General features: G+C 34.5%; 18 protein-coding genes. 11 read left to right on the top strand and 7 right to left on the bottom strand.

Annotation, left to right across the window (positions count from 1 at the left end; all coding sequences use genetic code 11):
- Window positions 1-4: 4 nt before the first annotated feature.
- From H599_RS0115060 to H599_RS0115045, 4 genes are all read right to left on the bottom strand, one after another.
- Window positions 5-685, bottom strand: a complete 681-nt coding sequence (locus H599_RS0115060; RefSeq protein WP_051590762.1) for an NADH:ubiquinone reductase (Na(+)-transporting) subunit D — start codon at window positions 683-685, stop codon at window positions 5-7.
- A 27-nt stretch (window positions 686-712) separates the two neighbouring features.
- Window positions 713-1,429, bottom strand: coding sequence for an NADH:ubiquinone reductase (Na(+)-transporting) subunit C (nqrC, locus tag H599_RS0115055; protein WP_026714883.1), 717 nt, complete (start codon window positions 1,427-1,429; stop codon window positions 713-715).
- Window positions 1,422-2,603 (bottom strand): NADH:ubiquinone reductase (Na(+)-transporting) subunit B, encoded by a 1,182-nt coding sequence (locus tag H599_RS0115050; protein WP_026714882.1) that lies wholly within the window; start codon window positions 2,601-2,603, stop codon window positions 1,422-1,424. Before H599_RS0115050 ends, nqrC begins: the two co-directional genes overlap by 8 nt.
- 66 nt (window positions 2,604-2,669) lie before the next feature.
- Entirely contained in the window at window positions 2,670-4,025 is a 1,356-nt protein-coding gene (locus H599_RS0115045; protein ID WP_026714881.1) for a Na(+)-translocating NADH-quinone reductase subunit A, read from the bottom strand.
- A 477-nt stretch (window positions 4,026-4,502) separates the two neighbouring features.
- Between H599_RS0115045 and rhaT the strand changes: the two genes are divergently transcribed.
- The 8 genes from rhaT to H599_RS0114995 all read left to right on the top strand — a co-directional run bounded on the left by rhaT (window position 4,503) and on the right by H599_RS0114995 (window position 14,031).
- Window positions 4,503-5,552, top strand: a complete 1,050-nt coding sequence (rhaT, locus tag H599_RS0115035; protein WP_026714880.1) for an L-rhamnose/proton symporter RhaT — start codon at window positions 4,503-4,505, stop codon at window positions 5,550-5,552.
- A gap of 31 nt (window positions 5,553-5,583) precedes the next feature.
- Window positions 5,584-7,719 carry a bifunctional rhamnulose-1-phosphate aldolase/short-chain dehydrogenase gene (locus H599_RS0115030; RefSeq protein ID WP_026714879.1) on the top strand — a complete coding sequence of 712 codons (2,136 nt, stop codon included), beginning with the start codon at window positions 5,584-5,586 and terminating at the stop codon, window positions 7,717-7,719.
- 177 nt (window positions 7,720-7,896) lie between these two features.
- Complete coding sequence (gene rhaM, locus H599_RS0115025) at window positions 7,897-8,211, top strand: L-rhamnose mutarotase (RefSeq protein ID WP_026714878.1); 315 nt, start codon at window positions 7,897-7,899, stop codon at window positions 8,209-8,211.
- Window positions 8,212-8,223: 12 nt separating this feature from the next.
- Complete coding sequence (locus tag H599_RS0115020; RefSeq protein WP_026714877.1) at window positions 8,224-9,498, top strand: TIM barrel protein; 1,275 nt, start codon at window positions 8,224-8,226, stop codon at window positions 9,496-9,498.
- Between the two features lie 228 nt (window positions 9,499-9,726).
- Window positions 9,727-11,079, top strand: a complete 1,353-nt coding sequence (locus tag H599_RS0115015; protein ID WP_026714876.1) for an FGGY-family carbohydrate kinase — start codon at window positions 9,727-9,729, stop codon at window positions 11,077-11,079.
- Between the two features lie 145 nt (window positions 11,080-11,224).
- A complete protein-coding gene (locus H599_RS0115005) occupies window positions 11,225-11,959 on the top strand; it encodes a (Fe-S)-binding protein (protein WP_026714875.1) in 735 nt (244 codons plus the stop codon).
- A 93-nt stretch (window positions 11,960-12,052) separates the two neighbouring features.
- Complete coding sequence (locus H599_RS0115000) at window positions 12,053-13,444, top strand: lactate utilization protein B (RefSeq protein ID WP_035141720.1); 1,392 nt, start codon at window positions 12,053-12,055, stop codon at window positions 13,442-13,444.
- A complete protein-coding gene (locus H599_RS0114995; RefSeq protein ID WP_026714873.1) occupies window positions 13,444-14,031 on the top strand; it encodes a LutC/YkgG family protein in 588 nt (195 codons plus the stop codon). Before H599_RS0115000 ends, H599_RS0114995 begins: the two co-directional genes overlap by 1 nt.
- Window positions 14,032-14,362: 331 nt before the next feature.
- Here H599_RS0114995 and msrB read toward each other — a convergent pair whose 3' ends face one another.
- Together msrB and H599_RS0114985 are read right to left on the bottom strand one after the other, a co-directional pair.
- A complete protein-coding gene (msrB, locus tag H599_RS0114990; RefSeq protein WP_026714872.1) occupies window positions 14,363-14,812 on the bottom strand; it encodes a peptide-methionine (R)-S-oxide reductase MsrB in 450 nt (149 codons plus the stop codon).
- 6 nt (window positions 14,813-14,818) lie between these two features.
- A complete protein-coding gene (locus tag H599_RS0114985) occupies window positions 14,819-15,250 on the bottom strand; it encodes an META domain-containing protein (protein WP_026714871.1) in 432 nt (143 codons plus the stop codon).
- Between the two features lie 158 nt (window positions 15,251-15,408).
- On the opposite strand from H599_RS0114985, the gene H599_RS0114980 reads away from it, so the two are divergent.
- Together H599_RS0114980 and H599_RS0114975 are read left to right on the top strand one after the other, a co-directional pair.
- On the top strand, window positions 15,409-15,858 hold the full coding sequence (locus tag H599_RS0114980; protein ID WP_026714870.1) for an OsmC family protein: 450 nt from the start codon (window positions 15,409-15,411) through the stop codon (window positions 15,856-15,858).
- A 129-nt stretch (window positions 15,859-15,987) separates the two neighbouring features.
- Window positions 15,988-18,279: a type IA DNA topoisomerase gene (locus H599_RS0114975; RefSeq protein ID WP_026714869.1), complete on the top strand. Its 2,292-nt coding sequence runs from the start codon at window positions 15,988-15,990 to the stop codon at window positions 18,277-18,279.
- 79 nt (window positions 18,280-18,358) lie between these two features.
- Here H599_RS0114975 and H599_RS0114970 read toward each other — a convergent pair whose 3' ends face one another.
- Window positions 18,359-20,782 carry a TonB-dependent receptor gene (locus tag H599_RS0114970; protein WP_026714868.1) on the bottom strand — a complete coding sequence of 808 codons (2,424 nt, stop codon included), beginning with the start codon at window positions 20,780-20,782 and terminating at the stop codon, window positions 18,359-18,361.
- A gap of 1,228 nt (window positions 20,783-22,010) precedes the next feature.
- Between H599_RS0114970 and H599_RS0114955 the strand changes: the two genes are divergently transcribed.
- The gene (locus H599_RS0114955) at window positions 22,011-24,740 is read left to right on the top strand and encodes a substrate-binding domain-containing protein (protein ID WP_026714867.1); all 2,730 of its coding nucleotides are present in this window, start codon (window positions 22,011-22,013) and stop codon (window positions 24,738-24,740) included.
- Window positions 24,741-24,752: the final 12 nt, after the last annotated feature.

Here is a 24,752-nt window from a genome sequence, read left to right as displayed (position 1 = left end):
TAGTCTATTTGGATTCTATTAACTTTTGATTTCGGCTGCGCTGAATCCAGATAATAATGCCTACAATGATTAATGCCATAGGCGGCATGATAATAAGGCTGTTATTAAAATATCCCATTTTATAGAAGGATTCAGGGATGATTTGAAATCCCATCAACGCTCCAGAACCTAATAGTTCTCTAACAATTGACACTATAACTAATATGATTCCGTAACCTAAGCCATTGCCAATTCCGTCCAAAAAGGAAGGCCAGGGTTTATTAGCCATTGCAAAAGCCTCTAATCTTCCCATAATGATACAGTTAGTAATAATAAGTCCAACAAAAACCGACAATTGTTTGCTTACATCAAACACAAAGGCTTTTAAAAATTGATCAACAATAATAACCATAGCAGCAACTACGGTAAGTTGAACAATAATCCGAATGCGGTTAGGAATGATATTTCGAATTAATGAAATAATAAGATTAGAAAAAGCACAAACGACCATTACAGCAAGAGCCATAACAATGGCCGGTTTCATTTTCACCGTAACAGCCAAGGCCGAACAAATTCCCAGTACTTGTACAGTAATTGGATTGTTGTCATTGAGCGGGTCATATAAAAGCCGTTTGTTTTTTGCAGAAAACAAAGGCTCTTTTGGAACTTTTTCTTTTGCAGGAGCTGCAGTTGTTTCTTTGCTCATCGTCTTTTTATTTAGGGTTAGTAAATGTTATGGCTTGATTTTTTTAAAATAAGGTATGTAATTGCTTAGTGTTCTGTAAAACATTTCATTAACTCCGTTACTGGTAATAGTAGCTCCGGATACGGCATCTACACCGTGTAAATCTCCGTTTGAAGCTCCTCCTTTAATGGTTTTTACAGAAACAAAATTGCCTGCTTCGTCAAAGATTTTTTTTCCTGTAAATTGATGTTGAAATTCAGTGGTTTCAATCTCTGCACCCAGTCCCGGAGTTTCACCTTTATGTCCAAAACTCACTCCGTAAATCGTATTCATATCATTTTCCAGAGAAATATAGCCCCATATAGGTCCCCATAAACCTTTTCCTCTGACCGGGATTATATAAAAGTTTTTGCCGTCTTTGTTACAGATAAAGAGCGGAAATAATTGTTCATCTTTTTTAGCTGTTTTGGCTTTATCAAGTTCTTTTTTCAGGTCGATGTCAAAAGCTTTAATTTTTCCGGTTACTTCTTCTCCTTTGCTGTTTAAAACAATTTGCTGGCTGATAGATTTTTCAAATTGGCGTTCTGTATCGGCAGTTTCCGTTATTATCGAAACGCTACTTAAAATGTTTTTCATTTTTTCTATTCTGCTGTTTTTTGACTGGTAGGGAGCAAGGCTTATGGAAGTTACCGATAGCATAACGGCAACCACCACTACCATAATGGAGGAAAATAGAAACGTAGCTTTATTACTGTCCTTATTCATTTGGATTTTGTATTGGTTTTACTCTTTTTAGTCTTCGATTAATATTTGCGGCTACTACATAATGGTCAATTAAAGGTGCCATCACATTCATAAATAAAATGGCCAGCATCATTCCTTCAGGATAAGCCGGATTAAAAACCCGAAACAATATGGCCAGCATTCCAATTAAAAAACCATAGATGTATTTTCCGGTATTGGTTTGGGCGGCACTTACAGGATCGGTTGCCATAAAAACAGCACCAAAGGCAAAACCTCCTAAAGTTAAATGATGCAAAGGAGTAATTTGCATTAGGGTATTTAACCCAAACAGATTAAAAATGAGTGCCATTAAAAATCCGCCAATAAACACTGAACTCATGATGCGCCAGCTGCCAATTCCTGTATATAATAAAATAGCAGCTCCAATTAAACAGGCAAGGGTAGATGTTTCGCCAATAGATCCCGGAATAATGCCAATGAAAGATTCTGTTATATCAGGAATTTTGTTAGCATGACCTGCGGCAGCTTCTCCCAGAGCTGTGGCGCCACTATAAGCATCCACCAAGGTTTGTCCTTTTTCGGTTTCAGTATTAATCCATACTTCATTTCCGGACATTTTGGTTGGATATGCAAAAAAAAGGAACGCTCTGGCTGTAAGCGCCGGATTTAAAATATTCATGCCTGTTCCTCCAAATACTTCTTTCCCGATAATGACTGCAAAAATGGTTGCAACTGCCAGCATCCATAAGGGAACATCAATAGGCATTGTGAGTGGAATTAACATTCCGGTGACTAAAAAACCTTCATTGATGGTGTGTTTTCTAATGATAGCAAATATAAATTCGGTAGTTAAGCCGGCACCATAAGAAACAATAATAAGTGGTAATACTTTACTGAGTCCAAAGATGAAATTGTCGGCTATAGATGTATTTGAAATTCCTAAAGCCTGATAATGTTGGTAGCCTACATTCCACATTCCGAATAATAAACAAGGAACAAGAGAAAGAACAACTAAAATCATGGTGCGTTTCAAGTCAATAGCGTCCCTTACATGCGTTCCTTTGCTTTTGGTAGTATGATTAGGAACAAACAGAAAGGTTTCAAACGCATCAAATGCCGGATACAATCGTTCCAGTTTTCCGCCTTTTTCAAAATTAGGTTTAAGGTTGTCCAGTAATTTTCGTAGTGGTTTCAAATTCAATAATTTTAAAGGATGAACAAAAAGCAAATATTTGACAGGATATGCTAAAGAAGTTTTTTATTAGCCAAACTCTTTACGCATCATTGCAAGTCCCTGCCGAATAATTTCCTGTGATTTTATTTTTGAGGTACATACCAATTCGCATAAAGCAAAATCTTCTTCAACTACTTCATAAATTCCCAGTTTTTCCATCATGTCTATATCTTCAATCAAAATTGATTTTAAGAGTTGGACGGGATAGATATCCATGGGGAAAACTTTTTCATATTGTCCTGTCATAACAAATGGACGCTCTTCACCATGAGTATTGGTTGTAAGCAGGTGTTTTTTATCTGGTGTCAACCAGGAAAAAAAGGTTCGGGAAATACTAAATTTATTAAATCCGGGCGCCAGCCAGCCCATAAATTCAAAATGATTTCCTTCGGGAATAACGGTTATTTGCGAATCATAAAAGCCCAAATAGCCATTATCGGGTATTTGATAGCCGGATAAAACCGAACCGCTGATAATTCTGTTTTCTCCATTTTTTAAACCGGCATCATTAATAATGTTTTTTATGGCTGTGCCTATAGGTATCGAATAATACTTCGGATTTTCAATTTGTGAACCTGTAACCGCTATGGTTCTGTGTGCGTCAAATATTCCTTCATTAAACAATTTACCGATGATTATTACATCCTGTGGGTTGATATACCATACAATATCTCCTTTATTTATGGGGTCAATATGATGAATTTGAGTTCCAATATTTCCGGCAGGATGCGGCCCTGCAATTTTGTTGATTTGTACATTTTGTGCCTGAATAAAGGTTGAGCTAATAGTTGCATTGGCTTTGATATTCAAATGTATTTTTCCGGAGGTTAATTTATTAAGTGCATCCAGTCCGGTTTGAAAATTGATTTTCTGATTTGCGAGTATAAAATCATAATCAGGAGCCAGAGGATTAGTATCGAATGCTGATATAAATATAGATTTTGGAACGTCGGTAGGATTAGCGATAATTCCGTAAGGGCGCTGACGAATGAAAGGCCAAATTCCACTTAGCAATAATTTTTCAATAATTGCATCTTTATTTAACAGATTAGGATTTAGTTTTTCAAATTGGAGGTGTTTGATAGTCCGGTCAGCCAGTATTCGGATTTCTGTAATTGCTCTTTTGTTACCACGTCGAATTTCTATGACTTCTCCGCTTACCGGTGAACTGATTTGAACTTTTTCATTGTTTTTGTCATAAAATAAAGGGCTTCCGGCGAGAAGTGTTTCGCCTTCTTTCACGAGAAGTTTGGGGCTGAGACTTATAAAATCATCCGGCTTTATGGCAAATGTTTCAGGAATAGGTATCGTTACCACATCCTTAGTAGCTTCACCCGTTAATTGAAGATTCAATCCCTGTTTTATTTTAATATATTCACTCATAAATTCACTTTTTTAATGGTATTATTTATGGTTTTTAGTATTTGAAAAAAAGATTTTCAGATACTTCGATAAGTATATTTTTTATGCTGTTTACAAAAAACAGGAAAAGAATTGACTTCTAATTTAATGATTTTCAGTTTGAAAAACAATAGGATACGAAGGTTTTGTTGAAATTTTCATTACAAAACTGTTTAGAAAGCTATTGTTGTTATCATTTGTGTGTTGAGAGTTTTGATTCGTTTTGTAATTTTTTTTTATGAAGCAGATGCTTCCGGTTTTGGTTGGATTTGGTCTGAAAGATTAACTTTTTTTGAATTTTATTCTAATGGATTTCTAACAAATATTGCAAAATCTGTCATAAATGTTTAAAATCTTCATAAAATTTGTTAAGACAAGGACTGTACAGGACAGTTATCAATTTCCTTTTATTTTATTTTACATTATCTATTAATTAACCTTAAAACTTAAACATTATTTATGGAATCAATTCTTGGTATTCTTTTTCACTCAATTGGAGGTTTTTCTTCCGGAAGTTTTTATATGCCTTTTAAAAAAGTCAAAGGTTGGGCTTGGGAAAGCTACTGGATTATAGGAGGATTTTTTTCATGGTTAATTGTACCGCCAATCGCAGCTTATTTAACTATTCCTGGCTTTGCCGACATTATCAGTAATACAGATTCGTCGATAAAAACGGTAACTTATACTATGGGATTGATTTGGGGAATTGGAGGATTGACTTACGGATTAGGAGTTCGTTATTTAGGGATGTCTTTAGGGAATTCAATAACTTTAGGTTTTTGCTCGGCTTTTGGGGCGTTAGTTCCTTCTATTTATTATAATTTTTATCCAACAGAAGGGAAAGTTTCTTTTACCGACATGTTACATAATACGGGGGGGCAAATGGTTTTATTTGGAGTTCTGGTTTGTATAATAGGTATTGCTTTTTTAGGAAAAGCAGGAATGCTTAAAGAAAAAGATTTTGCAGTAGGTCATGAAGATAAGGATAAAGACTTTAACTTAGTAAAAGGTCTTATCATCGCAATTATTTCGGGTATTTTAAGCTCTTTCTTCAATTTCGGAATTGAAGCAGGAAAACCAATGGCTGATGAAGCTGTTGCTCAGGGTTTTAATCCGTTATTTCAAAATAATGTTACTTATATCGTGATACTTTGGGGGGGATTGACCATCAATTTTATATGGTGTATGTACTTAAACTTTAAAAATAAAACTTTTGGAGATTACACGAATAAAAATACTCCAATTGTCAGAAATATTTTGTTTTCGGGAATTGCCGGAACAATGTGGTTTTTACAATTCTTTTTCTACGGAATGGGAGAAAGTAAGTTAGGAAACGGAGCAAGTTCTTGGATTTTACACATGTCAACTATTATTTTGACCGCTAATTTCTGGGGATTTTATTTAAAAGAATGGAAAGGAGTTTCAGATAAAACATATAAGGTTTTCTTTTTCGGAATTGCTTTGATGTTTTTATCAATCGTTTTGGTTGGTTTTGGAAACTCAATTTAATAATGGAATAACATTTAAAATTATATAAACAATGTCAAATACAAATTCAATGACTTTTAAACACGTAAGTTACCTTTGGGATGATGCTAAGGCTGCTGAATTAGCAGGGGACGAAGTAGCACTATTTATTTATCGCTCTAATTTATTAGGAGCAGATTTGAGATTAACGAACTATGGGGGAGGAAACACATCTGTAAAAATTACCGATAAAGATCCATTAACTGGAGCTGCTACTGAGGTAATGTGGATTAAAGGTTCTGGTGGTGACATTGGAACATTAACAAAATCAGGTTGTGCTGCTCTTTACTTAGAAAGATTACGCAACTTAGAAAATGTTTACAGAGGTATCGAGCATGAAGACGAAATGGTGGAATTGTTCAACCACTGTATTTTCGATTTAGCTTCTAAAGCGCCTTCTATCGATACGCCTTTACACGGTTTCTTACCATTCGCTCACATTGATCACTTACATCCGGATGCTGCTATTGCTATTGCTGCTGCTAAAGACGGTAAAAAAATCACTGAAGAATTATTCAATGGTGAAATTGGATGGGTTGGATGGCAACGTCCAGGTTTCGACTTAGGGCTTCAATTAAGAGCTTGTTTAGAAGAAGCTGAAAAAAACGGAAAAAAATTACGTGGAATCATGTTAGGTTCTCACGGTTTATTCACTTGGGGAGATACTGCTTACGAAAGTTATGTAAACACTCTTGAAGTAATTGAAAAATGTGCGGAGTATTTAGAGTCTAACTACGGAAAAATACGTCCTGTTTTTGGAGGTCAAAAAATTGAAAGCCTTTCTGAAGATGCCCGTAAAGTACAAGCTGCAAAATTAGCTCCAATCTTGAGAGGTTTCTGTTCTTCTGAGCGTAAAATGATTGGTCACTACACTGATGACGCAAGAGTTTTAGAATTCATCAACTCAAATGATTTAGAGAAATTAGCTCCTCTTGGAACTTCTTGTCCGGATCACTTCTTGAGAACTAAAATCAGTCCTTTAGTAATTGAATTGGCTCCAAACGAAGATTTATCTGATGTTGATGCTATTAAAGCTAAGTTAACTCCGGCTTTTGAAGCTTACCGTGCTATGTACACTGAGTACTATAACACTTGTAAAAAATCAAATTCACCAGCAATGCGTGACCCTAACCCGGTAGTTATTTTATATCCGGGAGTAGGTATGTTTACTTTTGCAAAAGATAAAACAATGGCTCGTTTGGCAGCTGAATATTATACAAATGCTGTAAATGTAATGAAAGGTGCTGAGGCAGTTTCAGAATACATTGCATTACCACGTCAGGAAGCTTTTGATATCGAATATTGGTTGTTAGAAGAAGCTAAATTACAACGTATGCCAAAACCAAAAGCATTATCTGGAAGAGTTGCTTTAATTACTGGTTCTGCAGGGGGTATTGGTAAGGCTATCGCTAAGAAATTTGCTGAAGAAGGTGCTTGTGTAGTAATCAATGATATTAACGAAGAGCGTTTAGAAGGAGCTACAGCTGATTTTATCAAATCTTTTGGTAAAGATGCCGTTTCAAGTACTTTATTAAACGTAACGGATGATGCTAGTACAGCTTTAGCTTTAGATGCTGCTTGTTTAGCATTTGGAGGTGTTGATATTGTAGTAAATAATGCTGGTATCAGTATATCTAAATCAATAGCTGAGCACTCATTAGAGGAGTGGGACAGATTATATGATATCCTGGTTAAAGGACAATTTATTGTTTCTAAAGCAGGAATCGAAGTAATGCGTAAGCAAGGTTTTGGTGGAGATATCGTAAACATTGTTTCTAAAAATGCTGTTGTTGCAGGACCAAACAACCCTGGATACGGTTCAGCTAAAGCGGCTCAGGCTCACTTAACTCGTTTGATGGCTGCTGAATTAGGAGCTGATAAAATCCGTGTGAACACAGTTAACCCGGATGCTGTTATCTCTGATTCAAATATTTGGTCAGGTGGATGGGCTGAAGGACGTGCTAAAGCTTACGGAATTACTGTGGCTGAATTGCCAGCTTACTACGCTAAGCGTACTTTATTAAATGAAATTATATTACCGGACGATATCGCTAACGCATGTTATGCTTTTGTTGGAGGTTTGTTAAGCAAATCTACAGGAAACGCCTTAAATGTTGATGGTGGAGTATCTATGGGCTTTTATAGATAATTTTAGATGTTAGTTTTTAGATTGATTGATCTAACGTCCGATTTGTTTCGGGCGTTAGATTTTTCTTAATCTTTAAACAGCATCTTTGTTTTTTTATCTCCTTTTAAAAAAGTTTTTCTTTATAACCACTTGGCGGTAGTCGTTTTTAATGTTTGCTGCTTAAAATCACCATAATTTATGAAAAAAGTTGCTTTTAAAATGCAATTACATCAGGGTCAGGTGCAGGAGTACCAAAAAAGACATGATGAATTGTGGCCTGAATTAGCCGATTTGTTAAAGAGCGTTGGAGTAGAAGATTACTCTATTTTTTTTGACGAAGGCACACATGCCCTTTTTGGTGTTTTGAAAACCGAAGATCCAAGTCGTTTAGACGAGCTTCCGAAACATCCGGTGATGCAAAAATGGTGGCAATTTATGGGAGACATTATGGATGCTAATCCGGACAACTCACCGGTGAGTGTTTCACTTAAAGAAGTTTTTTATTTACCTTAAAATTATATTATCATGATATTAGATTCTAATAAAATTGCTGCTCACAATGAGGAGCTTTATTCAGCTCATAAAAATAAATTAGTTTTCACAGCTTCTGAAATTGCAGAAAGTGAAAGTATCATTGCTAAATTAATCGATTTCCAAATCGCTATTCCATCTTGGGCTTTAGGAACTGGAGGAACTCGTTTTGGACGTTTTCCAGGTGGTGGAGAGCCTCGTTCATTAGAAGAAAAAATCGAAGATGTAGGTTTGCTACACGCTTTAAACAATGCTTCAGGAGCGATCTCGTTACACATTCCATGGGATATCCCAACTGACCGTAATGCAATCAAAGCTTTAGCAGCGCAACACGGTTTGAAATTTGACGCTGTTAACTCTAATACTTTCCAGGATCAGGCGGACAGTGCTTATTCTTATAAGTTTGGTTCTTTACAAAATGTAAACAAATCAATCCGTAAACAAGCAGTTCAACATAATATCGACGTAATCCAACAAGGTGTTGAGTTAGGTTCTGAGTCGTTAACGGTATGGTTAGCTGATGGATCTTGTTTCCCTGGACAATTAAACTTCCGTAAAGCTTATGAAAACACTTTAGAAAGTTTACAGGAAATATACGAAGCATTACCTTCTAACTGGAAATTATTCTTAGAGTACAAATGTGCTGAGCCTAATTTCTATTCCACTACAGTAGCTGACTGGGGTCAATCTTATTCTTACGTGAAAAAATTAGGAGACAGAGCTAAAACTTTAGTGGATTTAGGACACCACCTTCCAAATGCTAATATTGAGCAAATTGTTTCTTTATTATTGATGGAAGATAAATTAGGAGGTTTCCACTTCAATGATTCTAAATACGGAGATGACGATTTAACTGCCGGAGCTTTAAAACCTTACCAATTATTCTTAATCTTCAACGAATTAGTTGAAGGAATGGATGCCAGAGGAATGAACCATGCAACTGATTTAGGTTGGATGATCGATGCTTCTCACAACGTAAAAGATCCAATGGAAGATTTATTACAATCTGTTGAGGCGATTATGATTGCGTATGCTCAGGCGCTTTCTGTGGACAGAAAAGCATTAGAAATTGCACAAGAAGAAAATGATGTTGTTAAAGCTCAGGAAATTTTACAAAATGCTTTCCGTACGGATGTTCGTGCATTAGTAGCTGAAGCTCGTTTACGTGCCGGTGCTGCACTTAATCCGGTTGCTTTATTCCGTCAGTTAGGAGTACGTGAAAACTTAATTGGAGCAAGAGGATTGAAAACCGTAGCAACAGGATTATAAAAAACAAATAACTATCTGTTTTTAAGACCATCATTTTTTAGCCACGAATTCACTAATTGTTTTTGAATTCGATGCCTTTAAATTTCACTAATTACAATCCAAAATAATTGATTATTTGTGTAATAATATAAAGGATTATTCGTGACCCGAGCGGTAGCGAATAGACGGAGTAATTCGTGGCAAAAAGAAATAGGTATAAGTAACGGACAGTCATAAAAACAATATTAGATGAATGCAGTAGCCATTTTCGACATTGGAAAAACCAATAAAAAAGCTTTTTTATTCAATGAAAGCTATCAGATTGTTTGGGAAAATTCGGTGAATCTTCCGGAAACAGTTGATGAAGATGGATTTCCGTGCGAAGATATTGTAGCGCTTAAGGATTGGTTTTTGTCTTGTTGGGAAGAGATGAAATCGCAAACGCAATACAATTTAAAAGCCGTAAATTTCAGTACTTATGGAGCCAGTTTTGTATATGTGGATGAAAAAGGAAATCCTTTGACGCCTTTGTACAATTACTTAAAGCCATATCCTGAAAAGCTTAAAAATAAATTTTATTCTAAATACAAGGGAGAAGAAGTTTTCGCAGTGAAAACAGCTTCTCCGGTTTTAGGAAGTTTGAATTCCGGGATGCAAATTTACCGATTGAAAAAAGAACAACCGGAAATTTTTGACAAGGTACAGTACTGTTTGCATTTACCGCAATACATGAGTTTTCTTTTGACACAACAAGGTTTTACTGATATTACCAGCATTGGATGTCATACGAATCTATGGAATTTCAATAAAATGAAATACCACAAGTGGATTAAGAAGCAAAATATTACTGAAAAGTTGGCTCCAATCCATAGTTCTGAAGATGCTATTACGCTGGAAGACGGAACCGCAGTTGGTATTGGTTTACATGACAGTTCTTCGGCTTTGATACCTTATATCATTAATTTTGAAGATCCTTTTGTGTTGCTTTCTACAGGAACATGGGTAATTACCATGAATCCTTTCAATAGCAAAAAGTTAACTTTTGACGAATTGCAAAATGACTGTTTGTGTTTCTTGCATTATAAAGGAAAACCGGTTAAGGCTTCCCGTTTGTTTGCAGGAAATGAACATGAAATTCAGTCGGTAAAACTGGCTAAACATTTTGATGTTGCTGTAGATAGTTACAAACACGTTCTTTACGACAAAGATATTATCACTAAATTGCGTGTTAATTTCAAACAGTACACAAAAGGAGATAGTAAAATTTTGAAAGATTGTCCTTTTAACAAGCGTGATTTATCAGAATTTGAAAACTACGATGAAGCGTATCACCAATTGATGTTAGATTTAATTGCTCAGCAAATTGTTTCAACTAACTTGGTGATTCACAATAGTCCGGTAAAGAAAATTTTTGTAGATGGAGGTTTTAGTAAAAATTCGATTTACATGAATCTGCTGGCCGAAGCCTATCCATCAATGGAAGTGTATGCCGCCTCCATGGCGCAGGCAAGTTCACTAGGAGCAGCCTTAGCCATTCATAAAAATTGGAATACGAAACCAATTCAGAATGATTTAATTGATTTAAAATTTTACAAACATTAATAAAAAGATGCCTATCATCATTCCAAAAAGAATAGCGATAGGCATTTTTTTTAATAAAACTACTATTGAATTTAGAATTTCAAAAGTAGATGCACTACTTTTGATTTTGGTTGATTAAATAGAAAATATAAATAAATATTTACATATGAAAGTTGGACTTTTTATACCTTGCTACGTGGATCAGTTTTATCCGCAGGTAGGTATTGCAACCTTAGAATTATTACAAAAATTGGGATGTGAAGTGAGTTTTCCAATGAATCAAACCTGCTGTGGTCAGCCAATGGCTAATAGCGGTTATGCTCATTTAACAGGAGGATGCGATAGTAATTTTGTAGCTAATTTTTCGGAATTTGATTATATCGTTTGTCCTTCCGGAAGTTGTACCCTGCATGTGAAGGATCACCTTCATTCTAAGGAGAATGAAGCTGCTGCTACGCATATTAGAAATAATGTGTATGAGTTGACGGAATTTTTAACCGATGTATTAAAAGTAGAATCTATCGAAGGAAATTTTCCTTATAAGGTAGGAATGCACCAAAGTTGTCACGGCCAACGTGGATTAAAGCTTTCTCAAATGAGTGAGTTGAATGCGGCTCCTTTTTCTAAACCGGAACAATTATTAAGCAAAATCAAAGGTTTAGATTTAGTTTCTTTAAGCAGAAAAGATGAATGTTGTGGTTTTGGTGGTACTTTTTGCGTTACCGAAGAAGCAGTTTCAGTAAAAATGGGACAAGACCGTATCAAAGATCACGCAGCACACCAGGTAGATTATATTACCGGTGGAGACATGTCCTGCTTAATGCACTTGGAAGGAATTTTAAAAAGACAAAAAAGCAATATTAAAGTAATTCACATTGCCGAAATATTAAACTCAATATGAAATCGCCACTATTAAAAAATTTGTTGAAAACAAATACCTAATAAATGGAAGGCGATACCATATATGACAATTAAAAAATAAACTTTCACATATATGAAAGAAAACACAATAGATCACAGTACAGCGGCAGCTACTTTTAACAAAGATGTAGAACGTGTCAACTGGCACGATGAAACACTTTGGTTTGTTCGTTCAAAAAGAGATAAATCAGCTCATGCTATTCCTGAATGGGAAACATTGCGTGAGACAGCGTCTAATATCAAATTCAATGTGCTCTCAAACATGCATCACTATTTGCAGGAATTTGAAGCAAAAGCAAAAGAAAACGGAATCATCGTTCACTGGGCTGCTGATGGAGAGGAACACAATAAAATAGTACATTCTATTATTGCTAAACATGGGGTTACCCAAATGGTAAAATCCAAATCCATGCTTACCGAAGAATGTCATTTAAATGAATATTTAGCGGATAATGGAATTGAAGTTATTGATTCCGATTTAGGGGAATTTATTGTTCAATTAAGAAAAGAACCGCCAAGTCATATTGTATTGCCTGCTATTCACCTTAAAAAAGAAGATGTAAGTAATACTTTTAACGAACATCTTGGAACCGAAAAAGGGAATAACGATCCGCAATATTTAACTGAGGCCGCCCGAAAAGAATTAAGAGATACGTTCTTAACCAGAAAAGTGGCTTTAACCGGAGTAAATTTTGCAGTAGCCGAAACTGGTGAATTTGTAGTGTGTACCAATGAGGGAAATGCCGATATGGGTGCACACCTAGCCGATGTTCATATTGCCTGTATGGGATTTGAAAAATTAGTGCCTCAGCGTAAACATTTAGGTGTTTTCCTGAGACTTTTAGCCAGAAGTGCTACAGGACAGCCAATAACCACTTTTTCAAGTCATTTTAAAAAACCAAGAGAAGGGCAGGAAATGCACATTGTCATTGTCGATAATGGCAGAAGTACTCAATTAGGACGTGAAGAATTTAGAAATTCACTAAAATGTATCCGTTGTGGGGCTTGTATGAATACCTGTCCTGTTTACAGAAGAAGTGGAGGACATAGTTATCATAATGCGGTGGCAGGTCCTATTGGTTCTATTTTGGCACCAAATTTAAACATGAAAAAGAATGCCGATTTGCCTTTTGCAAGTACGCTTTGTGGTTCTTGTACCAATGTTTGTCCGGTAAAAATTGATATTCACGATCAGTTGTACAAATGGCGTCAGGTATTAGTAAAAGAAGGCTATACACCAACTTCTAAAACTGTTGCTATGAAAGGAATGTCGGCAGTTTTAGCAAACCCAACGGTTTTTAAAATTGCAGGAAAAGCAGGTCGATTTGTTGTTAAAAACATGCCTTTTATAGTAAATAACAGCATGAATGTCTGGTACAAACAAAGAGAAATGCCGGCAGCTCCAGAAGAATCATTTAGAGAATGGTATGCTAAAAAGCAAAAAGAATCTAAAGACAAAAAATAATGAGCAGTAGAGATAGTATTTTGAATAAGATAAAAAACAATCAGCCTTCTTCAGTCAATGAATTGCCTGATCTGAGTGTTTTGGGATTAGAAAAATTTGACGTTATTGAAACCTATAAAACGGTTTTAAAAGGTATTGGTGGTTTTTGTGAAGAAGTAAGCAGTTTAGACGAAGTGAAAGCTTATATTGCAGCTCATTATCCAACAGATAAAAGAATGATTACTACCATTTCGGAATTAGCTGATATTGCTGAAACCGAGTGGACAAATGATGATCCGCATAGTTTACAAAATGTAGAATTAGCTGTTATAAAAGCCCATTTAGGTGTGGCTGAAAATTCAGGACTTTGGGTTACCGATGCTATTTTAGGACAAAGAGTTTCTCCATTTATTACTCAATATTTGGCTATCATTGTGAATAAGAATGATATTGTGCCAACTATGCAACAGGCTTATGAGCGTATAAGTAATTTAGATTATGGTTTTGGGACTTTTATAGCAGGACCTTCTAAAACTGCCGATATTGAGCAATCATTAGTTCTGGGAGCTCACGGAGCAAGAGGATTAACCGTGTTTTTGATGGGATAATTTATTCTTGATATTTGTATAAAACGAAATCGCCTCAATAAAGAGGCGATTTTTTTGTTTTAGATTTTACCGCAATCCCGAAGTTTCGGGACACAAAGTAAACCGAAAAAGGCAATGTTCATAATTTAAGAATATTAAAATTAAATGTCACGCAGATTTTGCAGATTATGATTGAAAATCTGCAAAATCTGCGTGAAAATAAAAAACAAATTCCTTGACTTAAGGACATTCAGTAATGGGACAAAAAGAAAATGACTTTTAACACTTCAAAATCAGAAAAAAAACGCTGCGAATCTTTGCGTTTTTCTTCGTGAATCTTTGTGAAATAATTTTATGAGTCCTTTATTTTTTCCAAAGAAACAGCATTGATGCAATAGCGCAAACCACTTGGTTCAGGACCATCAGGAAATACATGTCCCAGATGCGCATCACAAATATTGCAAATACATTCAATACGAATCATTCCGTAGCTAGTGTCTTTATGATAAGCCACATTTTCAATTTCAATAGGTTGAGTAAATGAAGGCCAGCCTGTGCCGCTTTGAAACTTTGTAGTCGCATCAAAAAGTGGTGTTTTACAACATTTGCAGGCATATTTTCCGGCTTCAAACAAGTTACACATTTCGGAGCTGTGTGCGCTTTCCGTTCCCTGTTGGCGCGTTACATAGAATTCTTCCGGAGTCAATTCTGCCTCCCATTCTTTTGCCGTTTTTTCAACCCTTTTTGGAGGCGTTGGATTGCCATGAGTGGCAAATTTGATAAGCTCGTTCCAGTTTAGCATAGCGAATTATTTTAAATAGACAGCTACAAATTTAGCCATTGGAGCCATTCGGGCTTTATTTAACTGTAAGGTATCGTTTTTTACAGTGTAATTATCAGCAGTTTCTAAAACTTTTATAAAAGCTTCTTCCACAGTTGGTTTAATACAAGCCATTCGGGTCATTGCAATATTGTATATGGCAATTCGATTCGTCTCTGGAGTTAATTCATAAGTTCCGGAAAAAGAATTGCAGCCACTGTTTCCAGTAATTCTATTTTCCTTAGCTTTTAATATAAAATGAGGTTCTTTTAAATAATTTTCAGAAGTGACTTTCTGACCTCTGATTTCGATTAATTTCCAGTATTTTTCCTGAAGTTGATTTGACGTAGTTATTTTTTTATTGGAACTACAAGAAAACAATAGGATTGATAAAATACCCAGACCGATATAATTTTTCATGTTCATTTTTTTAGATAATTTGAGAAATAAATTTAGAGCTATTGCAAATATAAAGAAGGCGCTACACTTTCGCTGTTTATAAATTCCTAATTTTTCAGGAGAAGAGTAATTATCATCGGCTGTTATTATTTGGCTATATTTGTTTTTTTCAAGAAATTATGGCATTTAAACATTTATTTAAAGCAAAATTAAATTGGATTTCAAGTCCAAAAAAATACAGTAAAACACATACAATTGCGATTGAAGGCAAAGAAATTTTGGATGTTTCGGCGGCAAAAGTTTTCAAAGGTGATCCTGAGTTACACAATCCGGAAGATTTGTTATTGAGTGCGGTGGTTTCCTGTCACATGATGTCTTATCTCTATGTTTGCAACCAAAACGGAATTGAGGTGGTTTCTTATCAGGATAATGCCGAAGCTGATTTAGAGGTTTCTCATACTGGTTCCGGGCGTTTTACAGCAATTCGATTGTATCCTAAAGTTGTCATCAGGCAAAAGGATAGAATGGAGGAAGTTTTGGATTTACATAAAAAAGCAAACGAACTTTGTTTTATTGCCAATTCCTGTAATTTTTCCATTTTACATTTTCCAAGTTGTGAAGTAGTATAATTTTTTGATATAAACTATTTTACAGCCAAAATGTATTTTCTAATTGATTATGGTTTATAACTCTTTGCAATTTAGTTTTAGTGCCAAATTCAAAATCCCTAATTTGCAGCCTCAAAATGATAGGATAAAATGAAGGTTTGTATTGCCGAAAAACCAAGTGTAGCAAGAGAAATAGCAGCCGTTTTGGGTGCTAACACCAAGCGTGACGGCTATTATGAAGGCAATGGTTATATTGTAACCTATACTTTTGGACATTTGTGTACCTTAAAAGAACCCAATGATTACAGGCCGTATTGGAAAAGTTGGGATTTAAATAATCTTCCGATGCTTCCCGAAAAATTTGAAACCAAAGTGGTTCAGAATTCCGGAATTCAAAAGCAGTTTAATATTGTAAAAAGTTTGTTTGACAAAGCCGAATTGGTTATCAACTGCGGGGATGCCGGGCAGGAGGGAGAACTCATTCAGCGATGGGTAATGAATGAAGCTAATTACAAAGGCCAAGTCAAGCGTTTATGGATTTCCTCGTTGACAACCGAAGCAATTAAAGAAGGTTTTGAGAATTTGAAACCGTCAACCAACTATGATAATTTGTATTATGCGGGTTTTTCAAGAGCTATCGGCGATTGGTTGTTAGGGATGAATGCGACTCGTTTGTACACCGTAAAACATGGCGGTTACAAACAGGTTTTGTCTATTGGGAGAGTACAAACGCCAACTTTAGCAATGGTTGTGGAGCGTTTTAAAGAAATTGAAAATTTTGTCCCACAGCCTTATTGGGAGTTGCAAACATTGTATCGGGATACACTTTTTAGTTATGAAGAAGGGCGCTTTTTTAACAAAGAAGAGGGAGAATCTTTAGCTAATAAAGTAAAAGAAAGTGATTTTGAAATCATTTCGGTTGAAAAAAAGAAAGGAAACGAATTTGCACCAAAATTATTCGATTTGACGGGTTTGCAGGTATATTGTAATACCAAATTCGGATTTTCGGCAGAGGAAACGCTGAAAATGGCGCAAAGTTTATACGAACAAAAAGTAATTACCTATCCCAGAGTAGATACGACTTTTTTGCCCAATGATATTTATCCAAAAGTACCGGGAATTCTTCAAAAACTGAATAATTACGCTACTTTGACTGAAGCTGTTTTAGCTAAGAAAATAAAGAAATCCACAAAGGTTTTTAATGACAAAAAAGTAACTGATCACCATGCGATTATTCCAACCGGTGTTGAAATTAATTTACCATATAATCAGCAACAGGTTTATGATATAATTGTCAAACGTTTTATAGCCGTTTTTTATGATGATTGTTTGGTAGCCAATACAACCGTTCTTGGAAAAGCAGCCGATGTAATTTTTAAAACTACCGGAAAAGTCGTTTTGGAAAAAGGCTGGCGGGTAGTTTTTGAGGAGCCGAATTCCAAAGAAAAAGAACCCGATTTATTGCCAGATTTTGCTGAAGGAGAAAAAGGGCTACACCAACCTTCTTTTTTGCAAAAAGAAACTAAAGCGCCCAATCAGTTTACAGAAGCTTCGTTGTTACGAGCTATGGAAACCGCCGGAAAACAGGTGGAAGATGAAGATTTGCGCGAATTGATGAAGGAAAATGGTATTGGACGTCCGTCAACCCGGGCAAATATTATTGAAACGCTTTTTAAACGCCAATATATCGTTAGAAATAAAAAACAGGTATTGCCAACGCCAACAGGAATTCAGTTGATTGATATCATCCAAAACGATTTATTAAAATCGGCTGAATTGACCGGAACCTGGGAGAAACTTTTGAAGGATATTGAAAAAGGAACGTATTCTGCCGCTGCTTTTATTAATAATATGAAACGAATGGTAGATACTTTGGTGTATGAAGTACGTATGGAAACCACACATGCCAATATTTCACATGCCGGAAGTGTTCAAAAACAAGAAGCTGTTGTTGAGAAAAACAAGTCGGAAGGAATTACTGCTGAGATTTGTCCGAAATGTAAAAATGCAACATTAGTTAAAGGGAAGTCGGCTTTTGGTTGCAGAAATCATAAATCGGGTTGTGATTTTGTACTGCCTTTTGTTTTTGCAGAGAAAAAAATATCCGAGAATCAGTATTTGCGTTTGCTGCAAAAAGGTTCCACAGTGAATTTAAAAGATTTTAAAACCGAAGCAGGAGTGATAGAAGGTTTACTTCGATTGGATGACGATTTTAAACTTAAATTAGAACCTAAAAAAACAGTTAAAAAAGAAACTCCGGATATTTTAGCCTGTCCAAAATGTCAAAAAGGAACTATTATTAAAGGAAATACGGCTTACGGCTGTAGTGATTATAAATCGGGTTGTGATTTTAAAGTGACTTTTGATGTGGTAAGAGAAAAATTAAAAGATCAAAAGCCAAGTAAAGAATTAGTTTACGCTATTTTAAAAGATAGTTTTTAAATCAGTTGCTAATTTGAAAAAAATAAAAAGCTTGCAAACATTGTGTTTGCAAGCTTTTTTGACTTTTAAAGTAATGCTTTTAGAATTTATAAGTAACACCTACACGAACATTTCTCGGTGCTTCCGTTTGCCAGTAATAGGCATTTAAATAGGAATAATAGGAACCGCTGTAAAGATATTCGTCAAGAATATTAAACATGTTGGCTGTGAATTTCAATTTTCCGGCTTCGTATGATAATCCACCGTCCATTTTAAAATAATTAGGTAATTTTTCTAATCCTGTACTCCAGGTATCTGTTTGACGACCGGCAAGAAAAGTTCCACCGATAGAAGCCCCCCAACCTTTTAATTTTCCGTTTGAAACAGTATAGTTTAACCAGGAATTAGCGGTATGTTTAGAATAACCCGGAACAATAGTTCCTACTTTGATATTTTCTACATTCGATTTATTCACTACAGATTCGGTGAAAGCATAATTAGCAATGATGTTCAAGCCTTCCAAAATTTTTCCTCTGATATCGATTTCAAAACCTCTGGCTCTTTTTTCGCCTAAAACGATGCTATAATTTTGTCCGGCGGTATTTTCAGGATCGGCTGTTAATTCGTTTTTCTTTAAAATGCTGTAGGCAGATAAGGTAGTACTCCAGGAGCCGTTAAACCAGTCTTTTTTAATACCAATTTCGACATTATTTCCGGTAAGTGGTTTTACAGCATCGCCATTTTTAATAATTCCAGATTGTGGTGTAAAAGCCTGATCGTATAAACCATATATTGCAGTGCTAGGCGTAAGCGAAATACTCAATCCGGCACGGGGAGTAATGTGGCTGTCTTCGATAGTTTGTCCCCAATTAGTCTGACTTAACCAGGTGTATCTGGCTGCTAGAGTCAGTCTTATTTTGTTTTCATAAAAACCAAGTTCATCCTGAATATATCCCGCGGCATATTCGGAGTTCATTATACCTCCGGCTCTTTCTTTAAGCGGTTTGCTTCGGTCAAAATTAGGCAAACCGTTAGCAGGCGTTCCATAATCAGGATTACTTACGTTAAACGGATCTTCAAAAGTATCTAAATCATGCGATTGTCCCCAATCGGCCATGTAATCTTTGCTTCCTAAATCAATTCCTCCTAAAACTTTGTGAGAAACACTTCCTGTATTGAATTTTCCGTTAAGGAATAGTTGTCCTAAATACATATTACTTTCGGCGTCCCAAATTCCAACATTTCTAATGATTTCTCCTGAATTCAATACTTGGGTATCGGGAATGTTATCATCATTGGTATCAATACTATACGGTCCTACTGCTGATGGCCAGGAGCTGTATCCTTGTTGTAAATATTTGAAATAAGAAGTTTGTGCAGTAAGTTTCCAATTTGGATTAAAATCATGTTCGAATAGTAAGTAAGCACTATGATCGTTAATTTTAGTATCCGGTAAGCCGGGTTGTGTCATCGTGAAATCAATTGGCATAGTACCATAACCATCATTAGTTGGACCAAAAATGTAATAGGAACCTACTTCAGTCATATTAGCTCTTTGGTAATTGTATTCGGCTGTAATTTTAGTTTTATCATCTAACTGATAAGAAATCACAGGAGCAATTACATAACGGTTATTGTGTTCAAAATGGCGGTACGAACCTTTGTTTTGAGCCATCGCATTAAAACGGTACAATAGTTTTCCTTTTTTATCTAGTTTTCCGTCCAAATCGATACTGGCTCTGTAAAAATCAAAGCTTCCTCCCATAATACTGGCTTCGCCTTTGGTGATTCCTGTTGGTTTTTTTGTTACCACATTATAAAGCCCCGCCGGATCGCCACTGGAAAGCATAAAACCTGCCGGTCCTTTTACAAATTCAATGTGATCTACAAAACTCATGTCTTCCGTAAGTGGTCCCCAGAAAGAAGAAACTACATTAAAACCGTTACGGAATGCCTGTATTTGTGAACCTCTCATCGTAATGTTAGCATACAAATCGCCCCAGTGTTCCAGGCGTACAGCGCCACTTACGTTTCGGATAACGCCATCGCTCATGCTGGTAATTTGTTGGTCTTTTAGTGTTTGACCGCTAATAATTTGTATGTTTTGCGGAATTTCTAATACCGGAGTATTTAAACGCAACGATAGGGAAGGATTGTTTTGTTTGTATTTGTTTTTCTTGATTATCACTTCGTTCAATTCTTCTTTATTTTCAGAAAGTTTGAAGTTTTTCGTAATCGTTTGATTCGCTTTTATGCTTATGGATTCGCTAATTGCCTGAATTCCTATTCCATTAATGCTTATAATATAATTTCCGGGTTTTATATTTTTTATTTCATATTGACCACTGAAATTCGTCGTGGTGTTGTATCGGGTATTTTTTAAGGCAATTGCGATACTTTCAGCAGGAGCGTTATCGCTTAATGTAATTTTTCCGGTTATTTTACCAAAATTCTGCCCCATCATATTGAGAGAGACTAAAAAGAAGAGTGCAGAAATTAATTTGTGCGGGTAGATCATTTTCATTTTCGCAATGTTATTTAGAATTATTCTACAAAAGTATATGCTAAAAATCGTTTAAGCAAAATTTATTTTAAATTATTCTAAATAAAAATAAAATATTTTATGTAACTATTTTTAAATCTGTGTTTTATGATTTTGAAGAAATAGTGTTGATTGAAGGTGGGAATGATTCCGGATACTAGAACAGAAAATATAAAGGTTTGTTGAATTAAAAAAATGATTCAATTATGAAATAACGGATTCTTAAAAAAAGAAAAATTGGAAAGTATTACGGTAAAAAATCTTTAAACTACTGATAAATAGTGTGTTTAATGGTTTTAAAAGTGACCCCTACGATACAATTTTCAAACCATTTTATGCAGGATTTAAAGAAATTGGCTTGTTTTTAACCTGTAATAGTAAGATATGTCTTGTTTTTTGTTTTAAATATTGGTTTAATGTTTGGTTGAGGTGTAAAAGCTGAAACTAGAGCCAGCTTAATGAAATTTGGCAACATATTAAGCTTTGAACAAATAAATAATCATTGTTTTGTGAATTCTTAGGATATCCTTTTAAGGGGAATAGTAACTTAATATGTTGTCTCAAGTGGAGTCAAGTGGATTACAATCGAACACCTTATACCTATTTATTAATGGTCTTAGATAACTTAGACAAATAGCTTGTGAAACCTTATGTTTATTGATAATTTTGAAGTACCCCTTATGTTGTTTTTGGATCTCTTTTGTTTAATTATAATTATGAGTTTTATATTTAATTTTAATTATATAATTTTTTGAAAAACAAATTATTCCTTATAAAAAAGCCTTGAGGTGTTCGACTGTCGAACACCTTTGTTTTTTATACAGTTGGTTGTCATTAGACAGATGACCGGACTGAGGAATGGAAGCCTAGAAGGCTACTGGAGCAGTCGAGCGGAACAAAGCAAGCGACCAGAGAGAGACCGATTGATTGCAATTAAATGGAATGATAGAACTGATGTTTTAATTGTCGTGGAAATATTTCTTTCTGAAGAATGAAAATTGAAAGTTTGTACTGTAATCACGATCACATTTCTTTAAAAAAAAAAGTCAATATAGTGCTCATCATTATTTATTGGGTAGATCGTGTAACATATTCAAAACAATTGTATCATTATTAAAATACAATAAGTAACTTTAAAGGAATAATAAATATAAATTTGAAAATTCAATTTTTAGTTCAAGAATAACTTTTAATTCAGCTTTAAATTAGTATGCTAACAAAAAGTAAACTATTACTCTTATTAGGTTTTATATTATTATTGTACTCCTGCAGTCATTATTCAGAAGATAAAGGGAAAATTTCTATTGGTTTTTCACAAAGTATTTCTGAAGACGATACTTGGAGAAAATCCATGGATAATACTATGAGGGTTGAAGCTTCTCTTCATCCGGAAGTTGATTTAACGATATACAATGCCAACAATAGCACTAAAAACCAAATTAGTGATATTGAAAAAATGATCAATAATCACTTAGATGTTATTATTGTTGCTCCCTATGGCTCTGATTCGATTGTTCCGGTAATTGAAAAAGCAAATCAAAAAGGGATTCCTGTAATTATAGTGGATAGAAAAGTAAACACTTCCAATTTCACCGCTTTTTTAGGAGCTGATAATGTTGAAGTAGGTCGAATAGCCGGAAAGTATATTGTTTCTATGTCTAAAGCCAGAGGAAATATTCTCGAAATTAAGGCTACAACAGATATTTCTCCGGGTGTGGAAAGAAGTTTAGGATTTAAACAAATTATAAATCAGTATCCTAATATTAGAAAAACCAGTATAACTGCTGAAAATTTAGCTTCTTTAAATGATAAGTTTAGTAATGTTTTAGATAGTTTACCCAATTTAGAATACGTTTTTGCTTTTAATGATATTATTGCTCTTCAGGCATGGGAAGTGGCAAAACAAAAAGGGAAAGAAAAGAGTATCAAATTTATTGGAATTGATGGTCTTAACGGTCCGGATGGAGGTATTCAGGCCGTAAAAGAAGGTAAGTTAAAAGCGACTATTTTATATCCTACAGGTGGAAGTGAGGCCATTAGGCTAGCTATCAAAATTGCCAATAAGCAGGCTATTCCTAAAAATAACAAATTAGCAACGGTATTAATTGACTCATTAAATGCAGATATAATGAGTAATCAGTTTGATAAAATTACCGAGCAGCAAACCAATATTGAGACACAGTTAAATGTTATTGATAGTCAGGAAAAAAAATATATAACGCTCTATAATTTAATGAAATTATTAGGCTTTTTTTCAGTAATCATTTTTTGTTTAGCAATTTTTAGTACCTATTCAATTATTTCCATCAGAAAAAAGAAAAGACAATTAGAGATTACCAATAAAAAAATTCATAATCAAAGGAATCAAATTGAAAAATTTGCCGAAAAACTAAAAATAAGTAACGAAGGAAAAATTAATTTTTTCACAGGAATCTCTCATGAATTTAAAACACCGCTTACTTTAATTTTAAGTTGTGTAGAGTCTTTGAAAGAAGAGTTTAAAACAAAAAACACGGATATAAAAAGAGATTTAGACATCATGCATAATAATTCCATGCGATTATTACGCTTGATTAATCAATTGTTAGATTTTAGAAAAATTGAAAATAAAAAATTCAATATTAAAGTTTCTAAAACCAATCTAATGTTGTTTTCAAAGAATATTTTCAAAGAGTTTGAAAGAGAAGCCAGAAAAAGAAGAATCAATTATACGATTACAACAAATGATGAAAACATTGAAGTTTATTTGGATAAAAACTTAATGGACAAAGTATATTATAATTTGTTGTCCAATAGTTTTAAATTCACTCCGGATGGAGGAAATATTGAAATTGTTATTCATAAAAACTTTGAAAAAAACACAGTCGAAATTAAGTTTAAAGATTCCGGGATAGGCATTCCTGAAAATGAAATTAAAGAGATTTTTAATCCGTTTTTTAAGGGTTCCAATAATTATAAGAATGGTTCAGGTATAGGTTTAAATTTGTCTAAAAGTTTTATTGATCTGCATAATGGTACCATTGAAGTTAAATCAAATGTGGGAACCGAATTTATGATTACTTTACCCTTAGGGACAGAACACCTAAACAAGAAACAAATTATTGATCATTATGAAGAAGATAATTTAAATGATAATTATGTTTTTGAAGAAGAGACAGAAGCTCAGGAAGTAACCCAAGAATTATCAGAGAAGAAAAATACAATCTTAGTTATTGAGGACAATGTTGATCTTTTAGAATTCATTAGTTCTAAATTGAGTGTTGATTATAAGGTAATTAAATCTGATGGTTATAACGCTATTGAAAAAGCATTAGAAGTGATGCCTGATATTATTTTGTGTGATTTGAATTTGCCGGAGAAAAGTGGGTTTGAAATTTGTCAAACTTTAAAAATGAATGTGCTTACATCCCATATTCCCACTATTATTTTAACCGCCTCTGATGATCAGGATACTTATATTAAATCTCTGGAGGCAGGAGCTGATTTATTTTTAACCAAGCCTTTTAATCTTAAAGTTTTAAGAGAATCTATCAAAGGTTTACTTTATAACAGAGAGAAATTACGCTATTATTATACTAACAATATTGACGAAATTGAGGTAGGTACTCTAGGTGTAATTGAGAAAGAGTTTTTAAATAAAATTAATATTTTGTTAGAGAAGAATCTTGATAATTCGACTTTTTCAGTGGAAGAGTTAGCAAGTTGTTTGAATATTTCAAGAGTTCAGCTGTATAGAAAAGTAAAAGCTGTTTTAGGAATTGGGATAAGTGATTATATCATCAATTTCCGACTTGAAAAATCTAAGGAATTATTAAAAACTACTTCATTAAATATTTCAGAAATAGCTTATTCCTGTGGTTTTGCTTCACCAAATTATTTTTCAACTTCTTTTAAAAATAAATATGCGGTAAGTCCTAAAGATTTTAGGAACGAAAAATAATAAAAATTTGAT

This window comes from Flavobacterium daejeonense DSM 17708, assembly GCF_000425425.1.
GTDB classification, from domain to species: Bacteria; Bacteroidota; Bacteroidia; order Flavobacteriales; family Flavobacteriaceae; genus Flavobacterium; species Flavobacterium daejeonense.
Note: the sequence above shows the minus strand (reverse complement) of the source record. Positions and strands in the feature narration are given on the sequence as shown.

Coding starts and splice junctions, on each gene's coding strand:
- H599_RS0115045 (WP_026714881.1), bottom strand. CDS start 4,025: ATGAGTGAATATATTAAAATAAAACAGGGATTGAATCTTCAATTAACG.
- H599_RS0114980 (WP_026714870.1), top strand. CDS start 15,409: ATGGCATTTAAACATTTATTTAAAGCAAAATTAAATTGGATTTCAAGT.
- H599_RS0114955 (WP_026714867.1), top strand. CDS start 22,011: ATGCTAACAAAAAGTAAACTATTACTCTTATTAGGTTTTATATTATTA.
- H599_RS0115030 (WP_026714879.1), top strand. CDS start 5,584: ATGTCAAATACAAATTCAATGACTTTTAAACACGTAAGTTACCTTTGG.
- H599_RS0114985 (WP_026714871.1), bottom strand. CDS start 15,250: ATGAAAAATTATATCGGTCTGGGTATTTTATCAATCCTATTGTTTTCT.
- H599_RS0115005 (WP_026714875.1), top strand. CDS start 11,225: ATGAAAGTTGGACTTTTTATACCTTGCTACGTGGATCAGTTTTATCCG.
- H599_RS0115015 (WP_026714876.1), top strand. CDS start 9,727: ATGAATGCAGTAGCCATTTTCGACATTGGAAAAACCAATAAAAAAGCT.
- H599_RS0115020 (WP_026714877.1), top strand. CDS start 8,224: ATGATATTAGATTCTAATAAAATTGCTGCTCACAATGAGGAGCTTTAT.
- H599_RS0115060 (WP_051590762.1), bottom strand. CDS start 685: ATGAGCAAAGAAACAACTGCAGCTCCTGCAAAAGAAAAAGTTCCAAAA.
- H599_RS0114975 (WP_026714869.1), top strand. CDS start 15,988: ATGAAGGTTTGTATTGCCGAAAAACCAAGTGTAGCAAGAGAAATAGCA.
- nqrC (WP_026714883.1), bottom strand. CDS start 1,429: ATGAATAAGGACAGTAATAAAGCTACGTTTCTATTTTCCTCCATTATG.
- msrB (WP_026714872.1), bottom strand. CDS start 14,812: ATGCTAAACTGGAACGAGCTTATCAAATTTGCCACTCATGGCAATCCA.
- rhaT (WP_026714880.1), top strand. CDS start 4,503: ATGGAATCAATTCTTGGTATTCTTTTTCACTCAATTGGAGGTTTTTCT.
- H599_RS0114970 (WP_026714868.1), bottom strand. CDS start 20,782: ATGAAAATGATCTACCCGCACAAATTAATTTCTGCACTCTTCTTTTTA.
- H599_RS0115000 (WP_035141720.1), top strand. CDS start 12,053: ATGAAAGAAAACACAATAGATCACAGTACAGCGGCAGCTACTTTTAAC.
- rhaM (WP_026714878.1), top strand. CDS start 7,897: ATGAAAAAAGTTGCTTTTAAAATGCAATTACATCAGGGTCAGGTGCAG.
- H599_RS0114995 (WP_026714873.1), top strand. CDS start 13,444: ATGAGCAGTAGAGATAGTATTTTGAATAAGATAAAAAACAATCAGCCT.